18 protein-coding genes and 1 pseudogene are annotated in these 19,157 nt (G+C 39.7%); 12 read left to right on the top strand and 7 right to left on the bottom strand.

Annotation, left to right across the window (positions count from 1 at the left end; genetic code table 11):
- Positions 1 to 27 precede the first annotated feature (27 nt).
- On the bottom strand, positions 28 to 915 hold the full coding sequence (xerC, locus tag DV434_RS10100) for a tyrosine recombinase XerC (protein ID WP_005644230.1): 888 nt from the start codon (positions 913 to 915) through the stop codon (positions 28 to 30).
- Positions 915 to 1,349 carry a GNAT family N-acetyltransferase gene (locus tag DV434_RS10095; RefSeq protein ID WP_118785493.1) on the bottom strand — a complete coding sequence of 145 codons (435 nt, stop codon included), beginning with the start codon at positions 1,347 to 1,349 and terminating at the stop codon, positions 915 to 917. Before DV434_RS10095 ends, xerC begins: the two co-directional genes overlap by 1 nt.
- Positions 1,350 to 1,514: 165 nt before the next feature.
- Between DV434_RS10095 and tpiA the strand changes: the two genes are divergently transcribed.
- The 6 genes from tpiA to lptD all read left to right on the top strand — a co-directional run bounded on the left by tpiA (position 1,515) and on the right by lptD (position 10,250).
- Positions 1,515 to 2,306 carry a triose-phosphate isomerase gene (gene tpiA, locus DV434_RS10090; RefSeq protein ID WP_118785492.1) on the top strand — a complete coding sequence of 264 codons (792 nt, stop codon included), beginning with the start codon at positions 1,515 to 1,517 and terminating at the stop codon, positions 2,304 to 2,306.
- A 424-nt stretch (positions 2,307 to 2,730) separates the two neighbouring features.
- On the top strand, positions 2,731 to 2,958 hold the full coding sequence (locus tag DV434_RS10085) for an ESPR domain-containing protein (RefSeq protein ID WP_118785491.1): 228 nt from the start codon (positions 2,731 to 2,733) through the stop codon (positions 2,956 to 2,958).
- Positions 2,909 to 3,694 carry a hypothetical protein gene (locus DV434_RS10080; protein ID WP_118785490.1) on the top strand — a complete coding sequence of 262 codons (786 nt, stop codon included), beginning with the start codon at positions 2,909 to 2,911 and terminating at the stop codon, positions 3,692 to 3,694. The genes DV434_RS10085 and DV434_RS10080 overlap by 50 nt, the downstream gene beginning before the upstream one ends.
- Positions 3,691 to 6,921, top strand: coding sequence for a hypothetical protein (locus DV434_RS10075; RefSeq protein WP_118785489.1), 3,231 nt, complete (start codon positions 3,691 to 3,693; stop codon positions 6,919 to 6,921). The genes DV434_RS10080 and DV434_RS10075 overlap by 4 nt, the downstream gene beginning before the upstream one ends.
- Complete coding sequence (locus tag DV434_RS10070) at positions 6,906 to 7,727, top strand: IS3 family transposase (RefSeq protein ID WP_118785488.1); 822 nt, start codon at positions 6,906 to 6,908, stop codon at positions 7,725 to 7,727. The genes DV434_RS10075 and DV434_RS10070 overlap by 16 nt, the downstream gene beginning before the upstream one ends.
- A gap of 174 nt (positions 7,728 to 7,901) precedes the next feature.
- Positions 7,902 to 10,250, top strand: a complete 2,349-nt coding sequence (gene lptD, locus DV434_RS10065) for an LPS assembly protein LptD (RefSeq protein WP_118785487.1) — start codon at positions 7,902 to 7,904, stop codon at positions 10,248 to 10,250.
- Positions 10,251 to 10,338: 88 nt separating this feature from the next.
- On the opposite strand, the gene proS is transcribed toward lptD, so the two are convergent.
- From proS to cyaY, 3 genes are all read right to left on the bottom strand, one after another.
- Positions 10,339 to 12,057: a proline--tRNA ligase gene (proS, locus tag DV434_RS10060; protein WP_118785486.1), complete on the bottom strand. Its 1,719-nt coding sequence runs from the start codon at positions 12,055 to 12,057 to the stop codon at positions 10,339 to 10,341.
- Positions 12,058 to 12,141: 84 nt separating this feature from the next.
- A complete protein-coding gene (recQ, locus tag DV434_RS10055) occupies positions 12,142 to 14,001 on the bottom strand; it encodes a DNA helicase RecQ (RefSeq protein WP_118785485.1) in 1,860 nt (619 codons plus the stop codon).
- A 1-nt stretch (position 14,002) separates the two neighbouring features.
- Positions 14,003 to 14,308 (bottom strand): iron donor protein CyaY, encoded by a 306-nt coding sequence (cyaY, locus tag DV434_RS10050; protein ID WP_114908396.1) that lies wholly within the window; start codon positions 14,306 to 14,308, stop codon positions 14,003 to 14,005.
- 99 nt (positions 14,309 to 14,407) lie between these two features.
- On the opposite strand from cyaY, the gene lptM reads away from it, so the two are divergent.
- The 5 genes from lptM (at position 14,408) to DV434_RS10030 (ending at position 17,885) form a co-directional block, all read left to right on the top strand.
- A complete protein-coding gene (gene lptM, locus DV434_RS11030; RefSeq protein WP_239992763.1) occupies positions 14,408 to 14,524 on the top strand; it encodes an LPS translocon maturation chaperone LptM in 117 nt (38 codons plus the stop codon).
- Positions 14,525 to 14,569: 45 nt separating this feature from the next.
- Positions 14,570 to 15,817, top strand: a complete 1,248-nt coding sequence (lysA, locus tag DV434_RS10045) for a diaminopimelate decarboxylase (protein WP_114908397.1) — start codon at positions 14,570 to 14,572, stop codon at positions 15,815 to 15,817.
- 98 nt (positions 15,818 to 15,915) lie between these two features.
- A complete protein-coding gene (locus tag DV434_RS10040; RefSeq protein ID WP_118784931.1) occupies positions 15,916 to 16,269 on the top strand; it encodes a helix-turn-helix domain-containing protein in 354 nt (117 codons plus the stop codon).
- Positions 16,254 to 17,075, top strand: a complete 822-nt coding sequence (locus DV434_RS10035) for an IS3 family transposase (protein ID WP_118785484.1) — start codon at positions 16,254 to 16,256, stop codon at positions 17,073 to 17,075. Before DV434_RS10040 ends, DV434_RS10035 begins: the two co-directional genes overlap by 16 nt.
- A 183-nt stretch (positions 17,076 to 17,258) precedes the next feature.
- A complete protein-coding gene (locus DV434_RS10030; RefSeq protein ID WP_118785483.1) occupies positions 17,259 to 17,885 on the top strand; it encodes a response regulator in 627 nt (208 codons plus the stop codon).
- Positions 17,886 to 17,949: 64 nt separating this feature from the next.
- On the opposite strand, the gene DV434_RS10025 is transcribed toward DV434_RS10030, so the two are convergent.
- Positions 17,950 to 18,390, bottom strand: a complete 441-nt coding sequence (locus DV434_RS10025; RefSeq protein ID WP_118785482.1) for a DUF2489 domain-containing protein — start codon at positions 18,388 to 18,390, stop codon at positions 17,950 to 17,952.
- A 3-nt stretch (positions 18,391 to 18,393) separates the two neighbouring features.
- Positions 18,394 to 18,954 (bottom strand): Der GTPase-activating protein YihI, encoded by a 561-nt coding sequence (gene yihI, locus DV434_RS10020; RefSeq protein WP_005646166.1) that lies wholly within the window; start codon positions 18,952 to 18,954, stop codon positions 18,394 to 18,396.
- 130 nt (positions 18,955 to 19,084) lie between these two features.
- Between yihI and DV434_RS10015 the strand changes: the two are divergent.
- A pseudogene (locus tag DV434_RS10015) lies at positions 19,085 to 19,157 on the top strand (IS1595 family transposase); the annotation flags it as partial.

The raw sequence follows: 19,157 nt of genomic DNA, 5'->3' as shown, positions 1-19,157 counted from the left end.
AAAGTGCGGTGAAATTTCACCGCATTTTTACTTTTTACGTTTCGCTCTTGGATGAGCCTGATCGTACACTTCCGCCAGATGTTGAAAATTTAAGTGAGTATAAATTTGTGTGGTGGAAAGGTTGCTATGCCCAAGCAATTCTTGCACCGCGCGTAAATCAGAACTGGCTTCCAACATATGCGTCGCAAAGGAATGACGTAGTTTGTGCGGATTAAGATGGCTATTTAAGCCTTGACGAATGCCCCAAGTTTCCAAACGTTTTTGAATAGCGCGATGAGAAATACGATTTCCAAGCTGGCTAACAAATAACGCCTCATCTTTTGGGTTAAATAATGCCCGTACTTTTAACCATTCTTGAATGGCATGTGAAGCATAGCGCCCAAACGGCACTACACGCTCTTTGTTACCTTTCCCAATAACGCGTACTTCCCGCACGCGGGTATTAATGCTGTTTAAATCTAAGCCTTGTAATTCCGATAAACGTAAACCCGAACTATACATTAATTCCAAAATCGCACGATCACGAATATCAATCGGCTCTTTGCTATCGTTGGCAAGCAACTGTTGAACTTGCTCGCCATCCATATTTTTCGGTAAATGTTTGCCTTGTTTCGGTGCAGAAATGCCTGTGGCGGGATTTACTTTCAATTCGCCTTGTTGCACTAAAAAACTGAGAAATCGACGCAGTGCAGATAAACGTAAAGCCAAGCTTTTTTCTTTTAGGCCTTGTTTTTTGCTTTCCGCCAAAATAAAGCGCACCACACTGGGGGTCACTTGTGCCCAAGCATGAATATCTTGTTGCGCTAAGATTTTGATGATGGCATCAAGTTGATGTTGATAATTGGTGAGCGTGTGAGGGCTCATTTGGCGTTCAATCCGCAAATAATCCCAATAACGATTTAACGCGGTTAGCATTACAAACTCAATTCAAATAAACGTTCTTTCGGGTTTAATTTAAACCCTTCCGATTCCAACATTGAATATTGATTTTGCGCTAATTCTGCCACTAAACGATTGGATTGCGTAAAATGCACAAAGTCTTTTGCTTTAGAAATTAACGCCGCATAAATTTCCGTTTGTTGCGCATGTTCCGACACAAAAATATCGGTGATTTGCCAATAGCGTTGTAATTGTAAAGAAGAAAGACGAGGGAAAAGTTGCACAAAGCCAATAGCCTTTTCATTTTCATCCACCGCAATAAAAAACAGACTTTCATTAAAACGCATACGATTAGTTAAAAAAGCCAAGGTGCGTTCTGGATTCTCTGCTTGTCCATAGGCTTGGCGATAGGCTTCAAAAAGAGGAAGAAGCACGTCAATATTCCATTGTTCAGCTTTGAAAAGTTTCATAATTGGTTATTTTTTATTGGTTCCATACAGGTAATTGTAGCTTTTTAGCACAAGATAATCATCTTTCTATGAGAATTTTTTTAATTTTATGATCTTCTGCAAAGAATCGTGGCGAAATTTTGGTATAGTAAGCGAGTTAATTTTATCAACTATGGAGAAACAAAAATGGCACGTCGTCCTTTAGTTATGGGTAACTGGAAATTAAACGGTTCCAAAGCGTTCACCAAAGAATTAATCGAGGGATTAAAAGCAGAATTACATGATGTAACAGGTTGTGATGTAGCAATTGCCCCCCCTGTTATGTATTTAGGTACGGCTGAAGCAGCACTTTCTGGTTGTGGTTGCAGCTGTGGCGGTAAAAGTGTGGTTCAATTAGGTGCACAAAACGTAGATATCAATGTGAAAGGTGCATTTACTGGTGATATTTCTAGCGAAATGTTAAAAGATTTCGGTGCAAAATATATCATTATTGGCCATTCTGAGCGTCGTACTTACCACAAAGAAAGTGATGAATTTGTGGCGAAAAAATTCGCCGCACTTAAAGAAGCGGGTTTAGTGCCAGTATTATGTATTGGTGAATCTGAAGCAGAAAACGAAGCAGGCAAAACAGAAGAAGTGTGTGCACGTCAAATTGATGCGGTGATCAACGCATTAGGCGTAGAAGCATTCAACGGTGCAGTGATTGCATACGAACCAATCTGGGCGATTGGTACTGGTAAATCTGCGACTCCAGCACAAGCACAAGCAGTTCATGCATTTATCCGCGGTCACATCGCTGCGAAATCTCAAGCCGTGGCAGACCAAGTAATTATCCAATACGGTGGTTCTGTAAATGATGCAAATGCCGCTGAATTATTTACTCAGCCAGACATCGACGGTGCATTAGTAGGTGGCGCATCATTAAAAGCCCCTGCATTTGCAGTAATTGTAAAAGCGGCAGCAGCAGCTAAAAATTAATTTTTAGTTAGTTAGAATAACAAAAAGTGCCGTGAATTTTCACCGCACTTTTTTATAAATTCAAGCAATTACACTACCAATTACTTCCCATTCGTTTAGTTGAGAATTTTAGCCCACTACTTTCAAATACTCAACCACCAAACTCTATTGCACAACACTTATATTAAAAACTAAATCTTCAGAAAGAGCAGCGTAAAGTTGTATTTTGGGCACGTTGTCATATAAGTATGTTTATTTATATTGACAAATAATAGAATGCTGACAAATTAATATTTAATGCAAATTTTTGTAAAGATTCTTTTTATTTATTTTTAGAGGTTGTAAAATCCACAGCTGCAATTTATTAGCCACAAGTCGTTATTTATTTTCACAAATCAAGCAATGGACTGCCACTTATTTATTCAAATCTTTGGGAGAGAATTAAATGAACAATATTTTTAAAGTGATTTGGCATCACGCTACTCAAACATGGATGGCTGTAAGTGAATTAGCATCAACTAAAGGTAAATCAAAATCTATAAAATTAGCAGCAATTTCTACCGCACTTTGGGTCATTTCTGGTGGCACTCAAGCAGTAACTTATATAGCCGCAGATGGATTAATTGCTGTATCATATAATCCTCCAGCTACTACTCCCCCCCTCCGCAAATGAACTAGCTAAAGCAACTGGAAACGATTCCATTGCCGTAGGTAGAAAAGCTGTTGCAGGAAAATATGCCGATGTCACGCGGGCAACAGCGATAGGTTATGAAGCAAATGCAGAAACCAATGACTCGCTTGCGATTGGCTCAGGTGCAAACGTCATCATGAGTGCTAATAAGGCTCTCAACAAACGCAGCATTGCCATCGGCACGCAGGCGCGTGTTGAACCAAGACCAGACGGTGGCGTAACAAATGGCGCACATGATGCAATTGCCATCGGCACCCGTGCGACGGCAACGGCGGGCAGTTCGGTGGTTATAGGCCAAGATGCCAGAAGCAAGCGGGGATTGGTTGCCAGCTTCCAATCCGCTGAAAACACCGTTGCCATCGGCTCTAATGCCAGCGCAGACTGGGGCAGCAGTATAGCTATCGGGGCAAACTCAAGAACCATTGTAGGAAACGCTATCGCCATCGGTATAGGCGCAACTGCTATGTATAAAATAGATGGGTTAGCAAATGATGGAGAGGGACTAATGTTTACCTCCATGGCATTGGGAGAAAAAGCCACCTCTATCGGCGGCGCATCAATTGCCGCAGGTATCGAAACCAAATCGGCAGGGGTGAAATCCGTTGCAGTCGGCAACAAAGCCTTTGCCAACGGTTTACAAAGTATTGCGATTGGCGATAAGACATACAGTTCGGACAGATCCTCTATCGCAATGGGGCATATGCGGAAACCGGTTTGAACGATAATGATAAGCTCCGTGCGGAGCGTGCCATTGCCATCGGCCGACAAGCACACGCAGCAACAACTGATGCTTCTGCCTTCGGTGTAGAAACCTTTGCTGGAGGCATCTGCAGCATAGCGTCGGGAAGAAAAGCGGCAGCTTATGGTTTCCAAGCCTTAGCACTTGGTTCTGATGATGGTGGCAATGGCAATAATGGCGCAATGGCGATTGGGGATAATGCGGCGGCATTAGGTACAAAAGCCCGTGCAATGAGGCAACAATCCATTGCATTTGGTAATGATTCGGTTGCAGGGGTAACAGAAGCGGAATCAAACGCCATAAACGCCACCTACAACACATACCGCACCGCCTACAAAACCTATAGCGATTTAAATAAAGCTGTTACCAATGCGGAAGCCGATAATTATGCAGCAAGAACCGATTTATCTACCGAAGCACAAAACCTTAAGCTTCTGATTGGCAGATACAATGCAACCGGCACGATTTATCAGGCTGAAAATGACAAAACTAAAAACGAGCTGGCAACAACTGGCATTACATTCAGCGATTTGACCACTCTGGCGGGAAAATTAAAGGCAAGCGGTCAAGCAGATGAGGTAAATGTACAACCAATGCTTGATAACGAAGCACTGATTAACACAATCGCTAATATCAAAGATACTAATTTCGGTGAAAAATACGAACATCTGGCTTATTTGGTCAACCTGGCAAAACGTTTGCAAAACGGCATCACCAAAGCAAAAACAGCACAAGAAGCTTTAAGCACTGCCAAAACAGCTCAAACATCCGGTAAAGCAGCATACGATGGAGCCCAAACAGCATTTGAAGCGACATACGGCAGCGGCAAATCCAAAACCGGTGCCATTGCTATCGGGCGATCTTCCGTTGCAGCGGCACAAACATCCGTTGCATTGGGCGATGATGCGGAAGTGTTAAGCAATGATTCAACAAACGCCTTTGCCGCAGGGGCAAGTGCCAAAGTATACGGCACATCACCTAATGCGGTAGCGATTGGTTCAAATGCAAAAGTGGGTGAATCAAATTATGTTACTCGTGAAGGTGCTAAACGATATGGCATTATTGGGGCAAAGAATGCAACTTCTGTTGGCGCAAATAGCCATGTTATTTTGGAAAACGGATCGGCCTTCGGTTATAACAATAGAGTAAGGGGAAAAAGTGCAGGAGCATTCGGTGTCAACAATATTGTCTGGACTGTTACGGGTAAAGATACTGCCTCTATTGCACCTAAAGAAGGCCAAACTGGTGAAAATTCTTTCGTTGTTGGTTCGAATAACTGGGTATGGGCAAAAAATGTCATGGTATTGGGTAATAATGTTAGAGTCTATGGCATAGGCAGTCGCCCAGAAAACCGTGAAAATGCCGTTGTATTAGGTAACAACAGCGATGGCGCTCCGACGGTGAAAAAAGTAAACTCTGCTAACGTAAACGGACTGGTTTATAGTGGCTTTAAAGGTAATTTAGGTGCAACCAAAACAGACGGTTCAGAAGCAGAAAAAGCCGACTTGGCATTGCAAGGACGTTTTGTTTCTATTGGTGCGCCGACTAAAAAAATAGATAAAACTATTACCATTGCAAACGGCAAAACCAATACAACAACCGTAACGACAAATCTGATTACAGGCGAAGAATCGACAACTACGGCAAGTGCCAATACCAAAGACAGTGATGTCGCGGGCACTTCAACCGAAACCGTTTACGGCGAACGCCAAATCAAACATGTTGCGGCGGGTGAAATTTCTTCAACCTCGACCGATGCGATTAACGGTTCACAACTTTATGCAGTCGCTTCCGGCTTGCGTGATGCCTTCCCAGTGGTTTATACCGATTCAAATGGCAATAAAGTCGTGAAATACCCTGATGGAAACTATTACCCTGAAAACTCTATCCCTGAAAACGCTGTCATTATTGATGGGAAATACTATCCTGCTGGTACCGTAAAAATTGGTGATAAATATTATCCTGCCGGTACAACGGAAGGTAATGTTGGTGATGCAACGGAAGTAAGTCAAATACAACCAGTTGCTAATGTGATTGCGTCAATGAACAATCCAACGAATACCGAAGCAGGCAAAGCCGGCGATAACGTAACCTTAACCAACGTGGCACAGGGTGCGAAGACTTTTGCTCCTGATAGAGATAAAGATGGTAATCCATTGGTAAAAGTGGGTGATAAATACTATACGGCGGATCAGCTTAAAAATGGACAACCGAAAGAAAATGCGAAAGAGTCAACCAAGGTGGATTCTCCTGTAGAAAATGCCAAAACAGGCTTAGCTGATTTAGAGCACTCTGTTGCGTCTAATGCATTAACTGTCGCTGATGCGAAAAACCTGGGTTGGGTGGTTTCTGCTGATAGTAAAGATGGTAAGGGGTATGCCAATAAAGTGACCAACGCAAATGAAGTTCGTTTTAATGGTAAAGATGGCATTAAAGTAACAGGTGAAACAGATGAAAAAGGTATTCGTCATATCAATATTTCTCTTGAGAAAGGTGAAATAGTTAAAAAAGGCGAATATAACATTGGTGGCACAACTTATGTTGATATTGGCGGCAAGCTCTACAAAAGAGAAGATGTAGACTTCAGCGGTGAAACTCCAACAGCGAAACAAGGTAAACGGCCTTCAAATTACACGGTAAATGCTGATGGAAAAGTGGTAGATAACACCACAACAACCCCTGTTGAGGTAAGCAATGTTGATAAGGGTAATCACTTTGTTGATGGCAACACGGTTTACAAAGCAATCCAAGAGTCTGGTTGGACTGTAGGTAAAGCCAAAGATGCTTTTGCAAACGATAAATTCAAAAATGAAGATGAAAAAGTCAATTCTAATGATGAACTCCGTTTCGCAGATGGGAAAGGCATCACGGTAAAAACTGCAACAGTTAAAACGATTAATTCAAATGGCGAAAAAGAAACTTCAACCGTAGTGAAATTCGATACTGATTTGCCTATTGATTACGCAAACGTGAAAAATGCAGATGGTGATAAGCTAAAACAAGCTAACGATGGTAACTGGTATAAAGAGACTGATGTTAATCCTGACGGAACAGTGAAACTCACCGATAACAAACCACCCAAAACTGAAGAAGACCGTTTACGCCTGAGAATTTTACAGCTTGAAGCAGAGGTAGCCTACCTAAAGGAGTTGAGAAGGCTCAGACTTCAGGACGAAGCCGAGCAACAGAAATTATCCAAAGGTTAAGAACACGCTATCCGTTAAAATGGCTTTTAGGCTTTGCACAGTTAGCGCGTAGTACGTTTTTTGCTAAACTTCAGGTTAAACGAGATAAGGATGAGCCGCTGAAAAAGGCCATTAAACGCATCAAAGCCAATCATCCTGATTATGGCTACCGACGTGTTCATGCCTGCTTGCCAGGCGTGAATCATAAAAAAGTCCAACGTTTAATGCAGGCACTTGGGCTTCAAGTGCGGTCAAGAAAAAGCAAGAAATTGACGACCTATCGAGGCACGATAGGGGTGATTGCACCGAATCATCTTGAACGCGATTTTAGTGCAACGGCCCCGAAACAAAAGTGGGTAACTGATATCACCGAGTTTAAGGCGAAAGATGGGAGTAAAGTCTATTTATCCCCTATTTTAGACTTATTTAACAATGAGATAGTCTCCTATAATCTCAGCTATTCCCCAAACTGGGCGCAAGTAGAGGACATGTTAATGCAAGCTGTCAAAGGATTAAACAAAGCTTGTGGTGTCATTTTACATTCAGACCAAGGCTGGCAATATCAAATGGTAGCTTATCGTCGAATCTTAGCTGAACATGGCATCATTCAAAGTATGTCGAGAAAAGGGAATTGCTTGGACAACGCCGCGATGGAAAGTTTCTTTGGACGATTAAAAACGGAATGTTTTTATGGTCGGGAATTTAACAGTAGAGAAGAGATAGTTGATGCCGTCAGGGATTATTTGGATTACTATAATCACCGACGGATTCAACTAAAATTAAAAGGACTGAGTCCGATACAATATCGAAAACAATCCTTTAAATGACAGTCTAACTTTTTGGGGTCAGATCAAAATTTACCGCACTTTTTTTGTTATTTGAGTCATTGAATCTACGCAAATAATAAAATTTCCCCACCAACAGTTTATTGAAAAATATTACTCGCTTTGCGCTTTTTCCAGTATAATCTGACCAATTTTCTGACAAATTAAAACAAGACGATGAATAAAAAACACACTTTAATTTCACTTGCTATTTTGACCGCATTTTATAGCCAACAAGGTTTGGCGGATTTGCATGAACAATGTCTAATGGGCGTGCCAAAATTTACCGGTGAAATCGTGACGGGTGATGTGAATTCTCTGCCTGTATATATTGAAGCGGATAATGCAGAAATTAATCAGCCAAATGATGCTACCTATCAAGGTAATGTGGATTTGAAACAAGGCAATCGTCATTTGTTAGCACAATCCGTGCAGGTCAAACAATCTGGAAACCAATCAACGCCTTTACGCATGGCTTATGTCCGCAATGGATTTGATTATAAAGATAATCAGATCAATATGTTGGGGAAAGATGCGGCGTTTAATTTAGATAGTCATGATGGTAATTTAACAAATTCAGAATATGAGTTTGTCGGTCGTCAAGGTCGAGGTAAGGCTGATGATATAACATTAAGTAATAATTATCGCGTAATGAAAAACGCCACCTTTACTTCATGTTTGCAAGGTGACAATGCTTGGGCCGTAGATGCGTCAGAAATTCGTCAATACGTGAAAGAAGAATATGCTGAAATGTGGCATGCTCGTTTCAAAGTGCATGGCGTTCCTGTCTTTTATACCCCTTACTTACAATTACCCATTGGAGATCGTCGTCGTTCTGGCTTATTGATTCCAAGTGCGGGAACATCTAGCCGAGATGGTCTTTGGTATGCACAACCAATTTATTGGAATATCGCGCCTAATTACGATCTTACTTTTACCCCGAAATATATGTCTCGCCGTGGTTGGCAAGCAAATGGGGAATTTCGCTATTTAACCCCTATTGGCGAAGGTAAAGTGGCAGGAGAATATTTAGGTAAGGATCGTTACTCTGAATATTCTAGTGATAATCGAAAACGTCATTTGTTCTATTGGAATCACAATTCTAGCTTTTTACAAAATTGGCGCTTAAATATTGATTATACCCGAGTAAGCGATAAACGTTATTTCAGCGATTTTGAGTCCGTTTATGGTCGAAGTACTGACGGCTACGCAAACCAATATACTCGCGTAGCTTATTATCAACCAAATTATAATTTTTCTCTTTCTGCACGTCAGTTCCAAATTTTTGATGATATTGTAAACATCGGTCCTTATCGTGCAATGCCACAATTAGATTTCAATTATTACAAACATGATTTGGCTAATGGATGGTTAAATTTCAAATTACATTCACAAGCTGTTCGTTTTGATAATGACAGTGAATTAATGCCAACTGCATGGCGTTTCCATGCAGAGCCTAGCCTAAATTCTTTAATGTCAAATAAATACGGCAGTTTGAATATTGAAACTAAACTTTATGCGACTCGCTACGATCAGAAAAAAGGTTCAGGGAAAAATGCAGAGGACGTGCAAAAAACGGTAAATCGAGTTATTCCACAACTTAAAGTTGATTTACAAAGCGTATTAGCGCGCGATACAACGTTCTTAAAAGACTATACACAAACCTTCGAACCGCATGTGCAGTATTTATATCGTCCTTACCGAAATCAAAGCAATATTGGTTCAAAACTTAATAATGAGTATTTAGGATTTGGTTACGATTCAGCATTAGTACAACAAGATTACTATTCGCTATTCCGTGATCGCCGTTATAGTGGTTTAGACCGAATTTCATCGGCGAATCAAGTTACCTTGGGTGGCACAACGCGTTTTTATGACATTGGTGGAGAGGAACGCTTTAATTTATCTGCAGGTCAAATTTATTACTTAAGTAATTCTCGTATTGATGAAAACCCAGCAAATAAAACCCCGACTTCATCATCAGCTTGGGCATTAGAATCTAATTGGAAAATGAGTGATAAATGGCATTGGCGTGGTAGCTATCAATTTGATACTCATACCAATTCAACATCATTAGCAAATACATCACTAGAATATAATCCTGAAAAAAATAATTTAATTCAGTTAAATTATCGATATGCGAACCAAGAATATATTGACCAAAACTTAGGTAAATCAACCAACGCATATCAACAAGATATCCAACAAGTAGGATTAGTTGTAGGCTGGGAAATAGCGAATAATTGGGCTGTAGTAGGACGCTATTATCAAGATCTCGCCTTACAAAAACCAGTAGAACAATATATTGGCGTCCAATATAACAGCTGTTGTTGGGCGGTTGGTGTCGGTGCTAGACGCTATGTCACAAGCCACCAAAATCAAAAGCATAATGAGGTCGTTTACGATAATAGCATTGGCGTAACCTTAGAATTAAGAGGTTTAGGCACCAATGACCATCAAAGCGGTATTCAAGAAATGCTAGAAAAAGGAAAACTACCTTATATTCGAGCATTTAGTTTGGATTAAACATGGTTCAATATAAATGTTAAATCAATAAAAATAGCGGCTAAAAAATAGCCGCTATTTTGTCATAATATACAAAATAAAACGCTGATTAGAGATTACCTAACTTTTCGTTTAAAACACTGAGCAATTTATCTTTACTAATCATTTCTTTTTCACCGGTACGACGGTTCTTATATTCAATTTCACTGTTCTCTAGGTTTTTCTCACCGATTACAACCATATGCGGCACACCAATGAGTTCCATGTCTGCAAACATCACGCCAGGGCGTTCTTTACGATCATCAAAAATCACATCTACGCCTTGTGATTGTAAAGTGCGGTAAAGTTCTTCAGCATATTTTTGTACGCTTTCAGATTTGTGCATATTCATCGGCACAATGGCGACAGTGAATGGTGCAATTTCATCTGAAGGCCAAATAATACCGCGATCATCATGATGCTGTTCAATCGCTGAAGCCACCACACGAGTCACACCGATGCCGTAGCAGCCCATTGTCATCACAAGAGGTTTACCATCTTCGCCTTGAACGGTCGCTTTCATCGCTTCAGAGTATTTTTTACCCAGTTGGAAAATATGTCCCACTTCAATACCACGTTTAATTTGAAGCGTGCCTTTACCATCCGGACTTGGATCACCTTCTACTACGTTACGTAAATCAAATACTTCTGGCATTGCTACATCGCGTTCCCAGTTCACATTGAAATAATGTTTTCCATCGATATTCGCACCACAACTAAAATCAGACATTAACGCCACAGTGCGGTCAATAATTGCAGGAATATTAAGATTTACCGCGCCTAACGATCCTACGCCCGCACCAATTTTCGCTTTGATTTCAGTTTCGTCCGCAAACTCAAGGGGATCTGCTACTAACGGGTGTTTTTGTGCTTTGATTTCGTTTAATTCGTGGTCGCCGCGAATAATTAAAGCAACAATCGGTTGATTTTCATCGGCACCTTTTACAATCAACGTTTTCACAGTTTTAGTGATTGGTTGATTAAATTGTTCTACAAGTTCATTGATAGTTTTCGCATTTGGTGTATCAACTAAACACATTTCAGCGGTTGGGGCTTGGCGTTCGCCTATAGCAATTGCTTCTGCAAGCTCAATATTCGCGGCAAAATCCGATTCTGTTGAGAATACAACATCATCTTCACCGCTTGAAGCCAACACTTGGAATTCATGAGACGCAGAACCACCAATAGACCCTGTATCCGCTTGTACCGCACGGAAATCTAAGCCTAAACGGTTAAAAATGTTACTGTATACTTGATACATCACATCATAGGTTTCTTGTAAACTTTCTTGCGTCGTGTGAAATGAGTACGCATCTTTCATCACAAATTCTCGCGAACGCATTACACCAAAACGAGGACGCACTTCATCACGGAATTTAGTTTGAATTTGATATAAGTTAAGTGGAAGTTGTTTGTATGAAGAAACTTCACGACGCACTAAATCGGTGATTACTTCTTCGTGAGTTGGCCCAAGTACAAAGTTACGGTTTCCGCGGTCTTCAAAACGAAGGAGCTCAGGACCATATTGATCCCAACGGCCTGATTCTTCCCATAATTCCGCAGGTTGCACCACAGGCATCAACACCTCGATAGCGCCGCCTTTGTTCATTTCTTCACGAATAATCTTTTCTACTTTTTTCAATACGCGAATACCAGTAGGTAGCCAGTTATATAAACCTGATGCCATTGGGCGAATCATACCTGCACGTAACATTAATTGGTGGCTCACGACTTGAGCATCATTTGGAGTTTCTTTAAGGGTGGAGAATAAATATTGACTTGTACGCATTGCTTAACCTTAGATTCTAAGAACTGAAAAAATTGGCGCAAGTATAACAAAAAGTGCGGTCATTTTTAACCGCACTTTTAACACTTAGTCATTATTTTGCGCATTCGCCAAAATTGCCTTATGTTCTTGAATCAATGCCATAAACGGCTGCCCAAACCGCTCTAATTTGATAGAGCCCACGCCATTAATTTGCAGCATTTCAATATTGCTTGTTGGCATATATTGTGCCATTTCTTGCAACGTCGCATCATTAAAGACAATGTACGGCGGAATATTTTCTTTATCGGCAATTTGTTTGCGTAGGAAACGCAAGCGTGCAAATAAATCCTTATCGTAATTTGCAACACCTTGACGTTGTGGATTATGGGCAATTTTACTGATTGCAGAAATACGAGGCATTGCCAATTCTAACGGTTCTTCGCCTTTCAAAATCACTTTCGCACTTTCAGTAAGTCGCAAAATTGGATTTAATTCACTAATAACCTGTTGCACAAAACCCAAATGAATAAGCTGACGAATAACAGACTGCCAATGCTCTTTGCTTTTATCTTTTCCAATGCCATATACTGAAAGTTTATGGTGTTGGCGTTCAATAATTTTCTGATTGTGCATGCCACGCAGCACCGCAATCACATAATGTGCACCAAAACATTGCCCCACTCGATAAATAGTAGACATTACTTTTTGCGCATCGACTAAACCATCATATTTTTTAGGGGGATCAAGGCAAATATCACAGTTATTGCATGGTGTTTGTCGATGCTCGCCAAAATAATTGAGAAGAACTAAACGGCGACAAGTCTGGCTTTCCGCAAATTCCCCAATAGCTTCTAATTTATGTTGCTCAATCTGACGCTGTGGCGTTTCTGGTTTTTCTAAGAGAATTTTTTGTAACCAAGCGTAATCAGCTGGTTCATAAAACAAAACCGCCTCTGCAGGTAAATCATCACGTCCTGCTCGACCTGTTTCTTGATAGTAAGATTCAATGCTGCGAGGTAAATCAAAATGGGCAACAAACCGCACATTGGATTTATTAATCCCCATTCCAAAAGCAATGGTTGCGACGACTACTTGAACATTATCACGCTGAAAATCCTGTTGCACACGCTCACGCAGTGCCGTTTCCATTCCCGCATGATAAGCAGCAGCAGAGACACCTTTATTGCGTAAACTTTCCGCAATTCGCTCAACCTTATTTCGGCTGTTGCAATAAATAATCCCACTCTTGCCCTTTTGAGCCAACACAAAACGTGTCAGTTGCTCCATTGGTTTATATTTTTCTTCCAAGGTATAACGAATGTTTGGTCGATCAAAACTACCAATATATCTATGTGGATTTTCCAGATTGAGGTGAGTCAAAATATCTTGGCGAGTCGTATAATCGGCTGTCGCAGTGAGCGCCATAATCGGTGCATGAGGGAAACTAGCTTTTAAACCGCCAAGCTGAGTATATTCAGGGCGAAAATCATGCCCCCATTGAGAAATGCAATGTGCTTCATCAATCGCAATAAAGCTAACTTTACTATAAGAAATAAGTTGAAAGAAACTGTTCGTTATCACTTTTTCTGGCGACACATAAAGCAGTTTAAGTTGCCCAGAAATAAGCTTATTTTGTACTCGTTGCTGCTGTTCTAAAGTCTGACTAGAATTAAGAAAATCCGCCTCAATTCCATTAGCTTGAAGCTGATCCACTTGATCTTTCATCAAGGAAATCAGCGGAGAAATCACTAAAGTTAAACCCTCAAAACAAAGTGCGGGAATTTGGTAACAAAGCGATTTGCCATTCCCCGTTGCCATTACCACCAAAGCATCTTGTCCGTTTAAAGCGGCATTGATGACTTCTTCCTGCCCTTTACGGAAAGATTGATAACCGAAAACCGATTTCAAAACAGAAAGTGCGGTCGGTTTTTCTATTATTTTTGGTGATAAATGAGAATCAAGCATCTTAGAACTGCACGTTCTCGCCATGTGCAGTACAAGCTTCGACTAAACAATCCCAAAAACGTTTTCCGTCATTAGAAACCCAGTCGCCATTTTTAAAAGCAAAATGAAAACCACCTAATTTACTCGCAATCCAAAGCTCAAGTAATGGTTCTTGCTTGTTAATCACTATTTGTGTGCGATTATCAAAGGTGATTGTAAATACTGAACCTTGCGTTTCACAATCTACATCCGCACCTTGCTCTTCTAATTCTTCTTCAATTTTTTGCCAAACTTGTTCAATATTTTGGTGAAATTCTGCAATATTCATAAAATGTTCCTGTTTAAATCTGATAGAATGCGGCAAATTATAAAGCCTTTCTTAAGCTTGTGAAAGGCGGATTTACCGATAAGTAAGAGAGAGAGAAAAATGAAAAAACTACTATCAATTTTAATGCTTAGTGCAATCTGCATTTGGGCAACAGGATGCGGCGTAAAAGGTCCTTTATATTTCCCAGAAAAAGAACAAGCACAACAAACCAAATAAGCGATTATCCAATTACAATCCCAAAATAAAAAATAGGAACACAACATGAATTTCTTCCAATATAAAAATAATAAGCTTTATGCCGAAGATATGCCAGTTCAACAACTTGCTGAACAATTCGGTACACCTCTTTATGTATATTCTCGTGCAACACTTGAACGCCATTGGCATGCTTTTGACTCCGCCTTTGGTAAGCATCCTCACTTAATTTGCTTTGCCGTAAAATCTTGCTCGAATATCGGCGTATTAAACATCATGGCAAAACTAGGTTCAGGTTTTGATATTGTCTCACAAGGCGAACTTGAGCGTGTACTTGCAGCGGGTGGCGATGCATCAAAAGTAGTCTTTTCGGGCGTTGCTAAATCCCGAGAAGAAATTATTCGTGCACTAGAAGTTGGAATCCGTTGCTTTAATGTGGAATCCGTTTCTGAACTCAAATACATTAACCAGATCGCAGGCGAGATGGGGAAAATAGCGCCAATTTCTTTGCGTGTGAATCCAGATGTTGATGCGCATACACACCCTTATATCTCAACAGGATTAAAAGAAAATAAATTTGGTGTAAGTGTAGATGAAGCCCGAGAAGTGTATAAATTAGCCTCAACGCTGCCAAACATAAAAATAACAGGGATGGATTGCCACATAGGCTCGCAGCTCACTGAATTACAACCATTTTTAGATGCAACAGATCGCTTAATTGTCCTAATGGAACAATTAAAAGAAGATGGAATTACATTAAAACATCTCGATCTAGGCGGTGGTTTAGGCGTGACTTATACGAATGAAATACCACCTCACCCAAGCGATTACGCAAATGCGTTATTAGAAAAACTAAAAGATTATCCCGAACTTGAAATTATTCTTGAACCAGGTAGAGCAATTTCTGCAAATGCGGGAATTTTAGTAGCAAAAGTGCAATACCTAAAAAATAATGAAAATCGTAATTTCGCGATTACCGACACGGGAATGAACGATATGATCCGCCCTGCATTGTATGAGGCTTATATGAATATCGTAGAAATTGACCGCACTTTAGAAAGAGAAAAAGCCATTTATGATGTTGTGGGGCCAGTTTGTGAAACGTCAGATTTCTTAGGCAAACAACGAGAACTTTCTATTGCTGAAGGTGATTATATAGCTCAATGCTCAGCAGGCGCCTATGGAGCAAGCATGTCATCAAACTATAACTCAAGACCCCGTACTGCAGAAGTTTTAGTAGATGGAGATAAATCCTATTTAATCCGTCGTCGAGAAACCTTACAGGAACTTTGGGCATTAGAGTCAACCATTTAATCTTTCTTATCTTAAAAGAGCGGTAAAAATTATCTATTTTTTGATCTGCACCCCAAAAGTTGGACTCAACAAACCAACAATTGAGGTGCAGATTTTTTATGGGTAAACACTACACAATCGAATTTAAATTACAGGTTATTCAACCTATTTTGAATGGGAAAATGAGTATTAGAGAAACGGCTCGTTTTTACAATATTCCTTCCAACTCCCTAGTCTGGACATGGTTGAAACGGTTTGAAAAAAGTGGCATAAAAGGACTGATTCCCCGTAAACCATCAGGACGACCGCCGATGAAACCCAAATATGCAAAAATGCCACCGCCACCCAAAACTGAAGAAGACCGTTTACGCCTGAGAATTTTACAGCTTGAAGCGGAGGTAGCCTACCTAAAGGAGTTGAGAAGGCTCAGACTTCAGGACGAAGCCGAGCAACAGAAATTATCCAAAGGTTAAGAACACGCTATCCGTTAAAATGGCTTTTAGGCTTTGCACAGTTAGCGCGTAGTACGTTTTTTGCTAAACTTCAGGTTAAACGAGATAAGGATGAGCCGCTGAAAAAGGCCATTAAACGCATCAAAGCCAATCATCCTGATTATGGCTACCGACGTGTTCATGCCTGCTTGCCAGGCGTGAATCATAAAAAAGTCCAACGTTTAATGCAGGCACTTGGGCTTCAAGTGCGGTCAAGAAAAAGCAAGAAATTGACGACCTATCGAGGCACGATAGGGGTGATTGCACCGAATCATCTTGAACGCGATTTTAGTGCAACGGCCCCGAAACAAAAGTGGGTAACTGATATCACCGAGTTTAAGGCGAAAGATGGGAGTAAAGTCTATTTATCCCCTATTTTAGACTTATTTAACAATGAGATAGCCTCCTATAATCTCAGCTATTCCCCAAACTGGGCACAAGTAGAGGACATGTTAATGCAAGCCGTCAAAGGGCTAAACAACGCTTGTGGTGTCATTTTACATTCAGACCAGGGATGGCAATATCAAATGGTAGCTTATCGTCGAATCTTGGCTGAACATGGCATCATTCAAAGTATGTCGAGAAAAGGGAATTGCTTGGACAATGCCGCGATGGAAAGTTTCTTTGGGCGATTAAAAACGGAATGTTTTTATGGTCGGGAATTTAACAGTAGAGAAGAGATAGTTGATGCCGTCAGGGATTATTTGGATTACTATAATCACCGACGGATTCAACTAAAATTAAAAGGACTGAGTCCGATACAATATCGAAAACAATCCTTTAAATAACAGTCTAACTTTTTGAGGTCAGATCATTTCTACCGCTCTTTTTCCATCCATCAATAAACTTACCTCAAACAGTAAGTTTGTGAGATAAATCAAATTTTTTTCTATTCTAGATTGGCATAGAATTGAATTCTTTATAGAATGTTATGCTTTATAAAGTGGACTTTTTCCACTAAAGGGGAAATTATGCAAGAAAAACTAAAGGTTTTATTGATTGACGACCATCCGTTAATGCGTCGTGGCATTAAACAACTTGTAGAATTAGACGATAACTTTGAAGTGGTGGCTGACGTAGGCAGCGGCACAGAAGGGATTTCTGTGGCATTACAAACATCACCTGATGTGATCATTTTAGATCTCAACATGAAAGGACTTTCTGGGTTAGATACGCTCAAAGGATTACGCGCAGAAAGCGTTGATGCACGAATCTTAATTTTAACAGTGTCTGATGCAAAAAATGATATTTATACTCTGATTGATGCAGGTGCAGATGGTTACTTGCTAAAAGATACGGAACCAGATACTTTGCTAGACCAAATAAAGCGAATAGCACAAGGTGAAGTCATTCTGAGTGATTCTATTAAAAATTTACTATTAGAACGTACTCATGAAGAAAATCCATTAGACAGCCTAACGGATCGTGAAATGAGCGTACTTCGTCAAATTGCGACAGGTCTATCAAATAAACAAATCGCAGCACAACTGTTTATTTCAGAAGAAACCGTGAAAGTACATATCCGTAATTTATTGCGCAAATTAAATGTACATTCTCGTGTTGCCGCAACGGTATTATTTTTTGAACAAAATCGTTAACAAAAATAATTATAAAAAATGCGCTAGGATAAACTTAGCGCATTTTTCTTTACAGTCACACTGTTTACATTAATTCAATAGATTTAATATCTTCTAATAATATATACAATTCTTTTTTAATATCATGTTCAAATTGTACCTCTACACTTTCTCGATCTAAATCTAGACGCATTCTTGCTCTTTTATCAAGCAATTTACGAGCATCATGTGTAGGCATATCACGCACAACTTCATATAAGTTAGCCATCGCAGGATAAGTAGATAAATTCTTACCAAAAGGCCTTAATAGCATTGTAAGACGGATTACTCCTTCTGAAGTATTACATTCCCCAGATTGCATTGCTCGAGCAATAACATCAATGCTTTCTTTTAATCGTATAGTGCGCGCATGCTTGGCTTTAGTAATCAATTCCTTTTGAATTTTTAACTGTTTTAATAAATATATTGCATATAAACACAATCCAATCACCAAGAAAAATGCAACTACAATAAATAGCCAAATCATAACTTATCTAAATTGGTTAATATCGATACGCTCGAAAGTGCGGTATAAATCATCTTCACTTTCATCTTCGTCTTCAATGCCAAGTTCTTCCATTAATTCAGAAATTCTATCTAAGCATTCATCTACAAATTGTTGATCTGCTTTACTAATAGTTTTACCTTCATCTAAAGCATCCAATAATTCATTAAGAATTTCGTTATTTTCCAGATTTTCAAGCTCTTTCATTGGATCTTGTTTTTTCACCTGTTTTATTACTGGAATTAATTGACCTTTTTCAGGTTTATTAATAAATTCAACAACCAACGGAACCTTTTTCTTACTACCAATTTTTGGATCTTTAATTTCATTTTGAAGTTTATTCGCTTTTTCTTCAACCGCACTATGACGAGATCCTGAAGCTAAACCTTTATGCTTACGTTTTTTCTTATCTTCACGAGCTTTAGCATCCAATTCATAGCGTGTAAGTTTTTTACCTGGGCGTGCTTTTGTTATATCTATTTTTTTATCTGCTTTTCGAATTGGCATAATATCGGTAATTCGACGTGTTTTTTTCTTACGAGCCATAAGGTATCCTTCTAAAAATTTTGCGGATTGTATCACTAATGCGTTTTTTTCTCACTAATAAACATAAACTTTATCTAAGGGGCTGTACTAGATAATGACTTAAAAATCCCATTTAGGTTAGAATAAACCAATGAGAAAAAGTCGCTTAAGTCAGCATAAACAAAATAAACTCATTGAACTGTTTGTCGCAGGTGTCACAGCAA

The sequence above is a fragment of the Haemophilus haemolyticus genome (assembly GCF_003493685.1).
GTDB classification, from domain to species: domain Bacteria; phylum Pseudomonadota; class Gammaproteobacteria; order Enterobacterales; family Pasteurellaceae; genus Haemophilus; species Haemophilus haemolyticus_O.
This window is presented reverse-complemented; position numbering and strand designations above follow the sequence as displayed.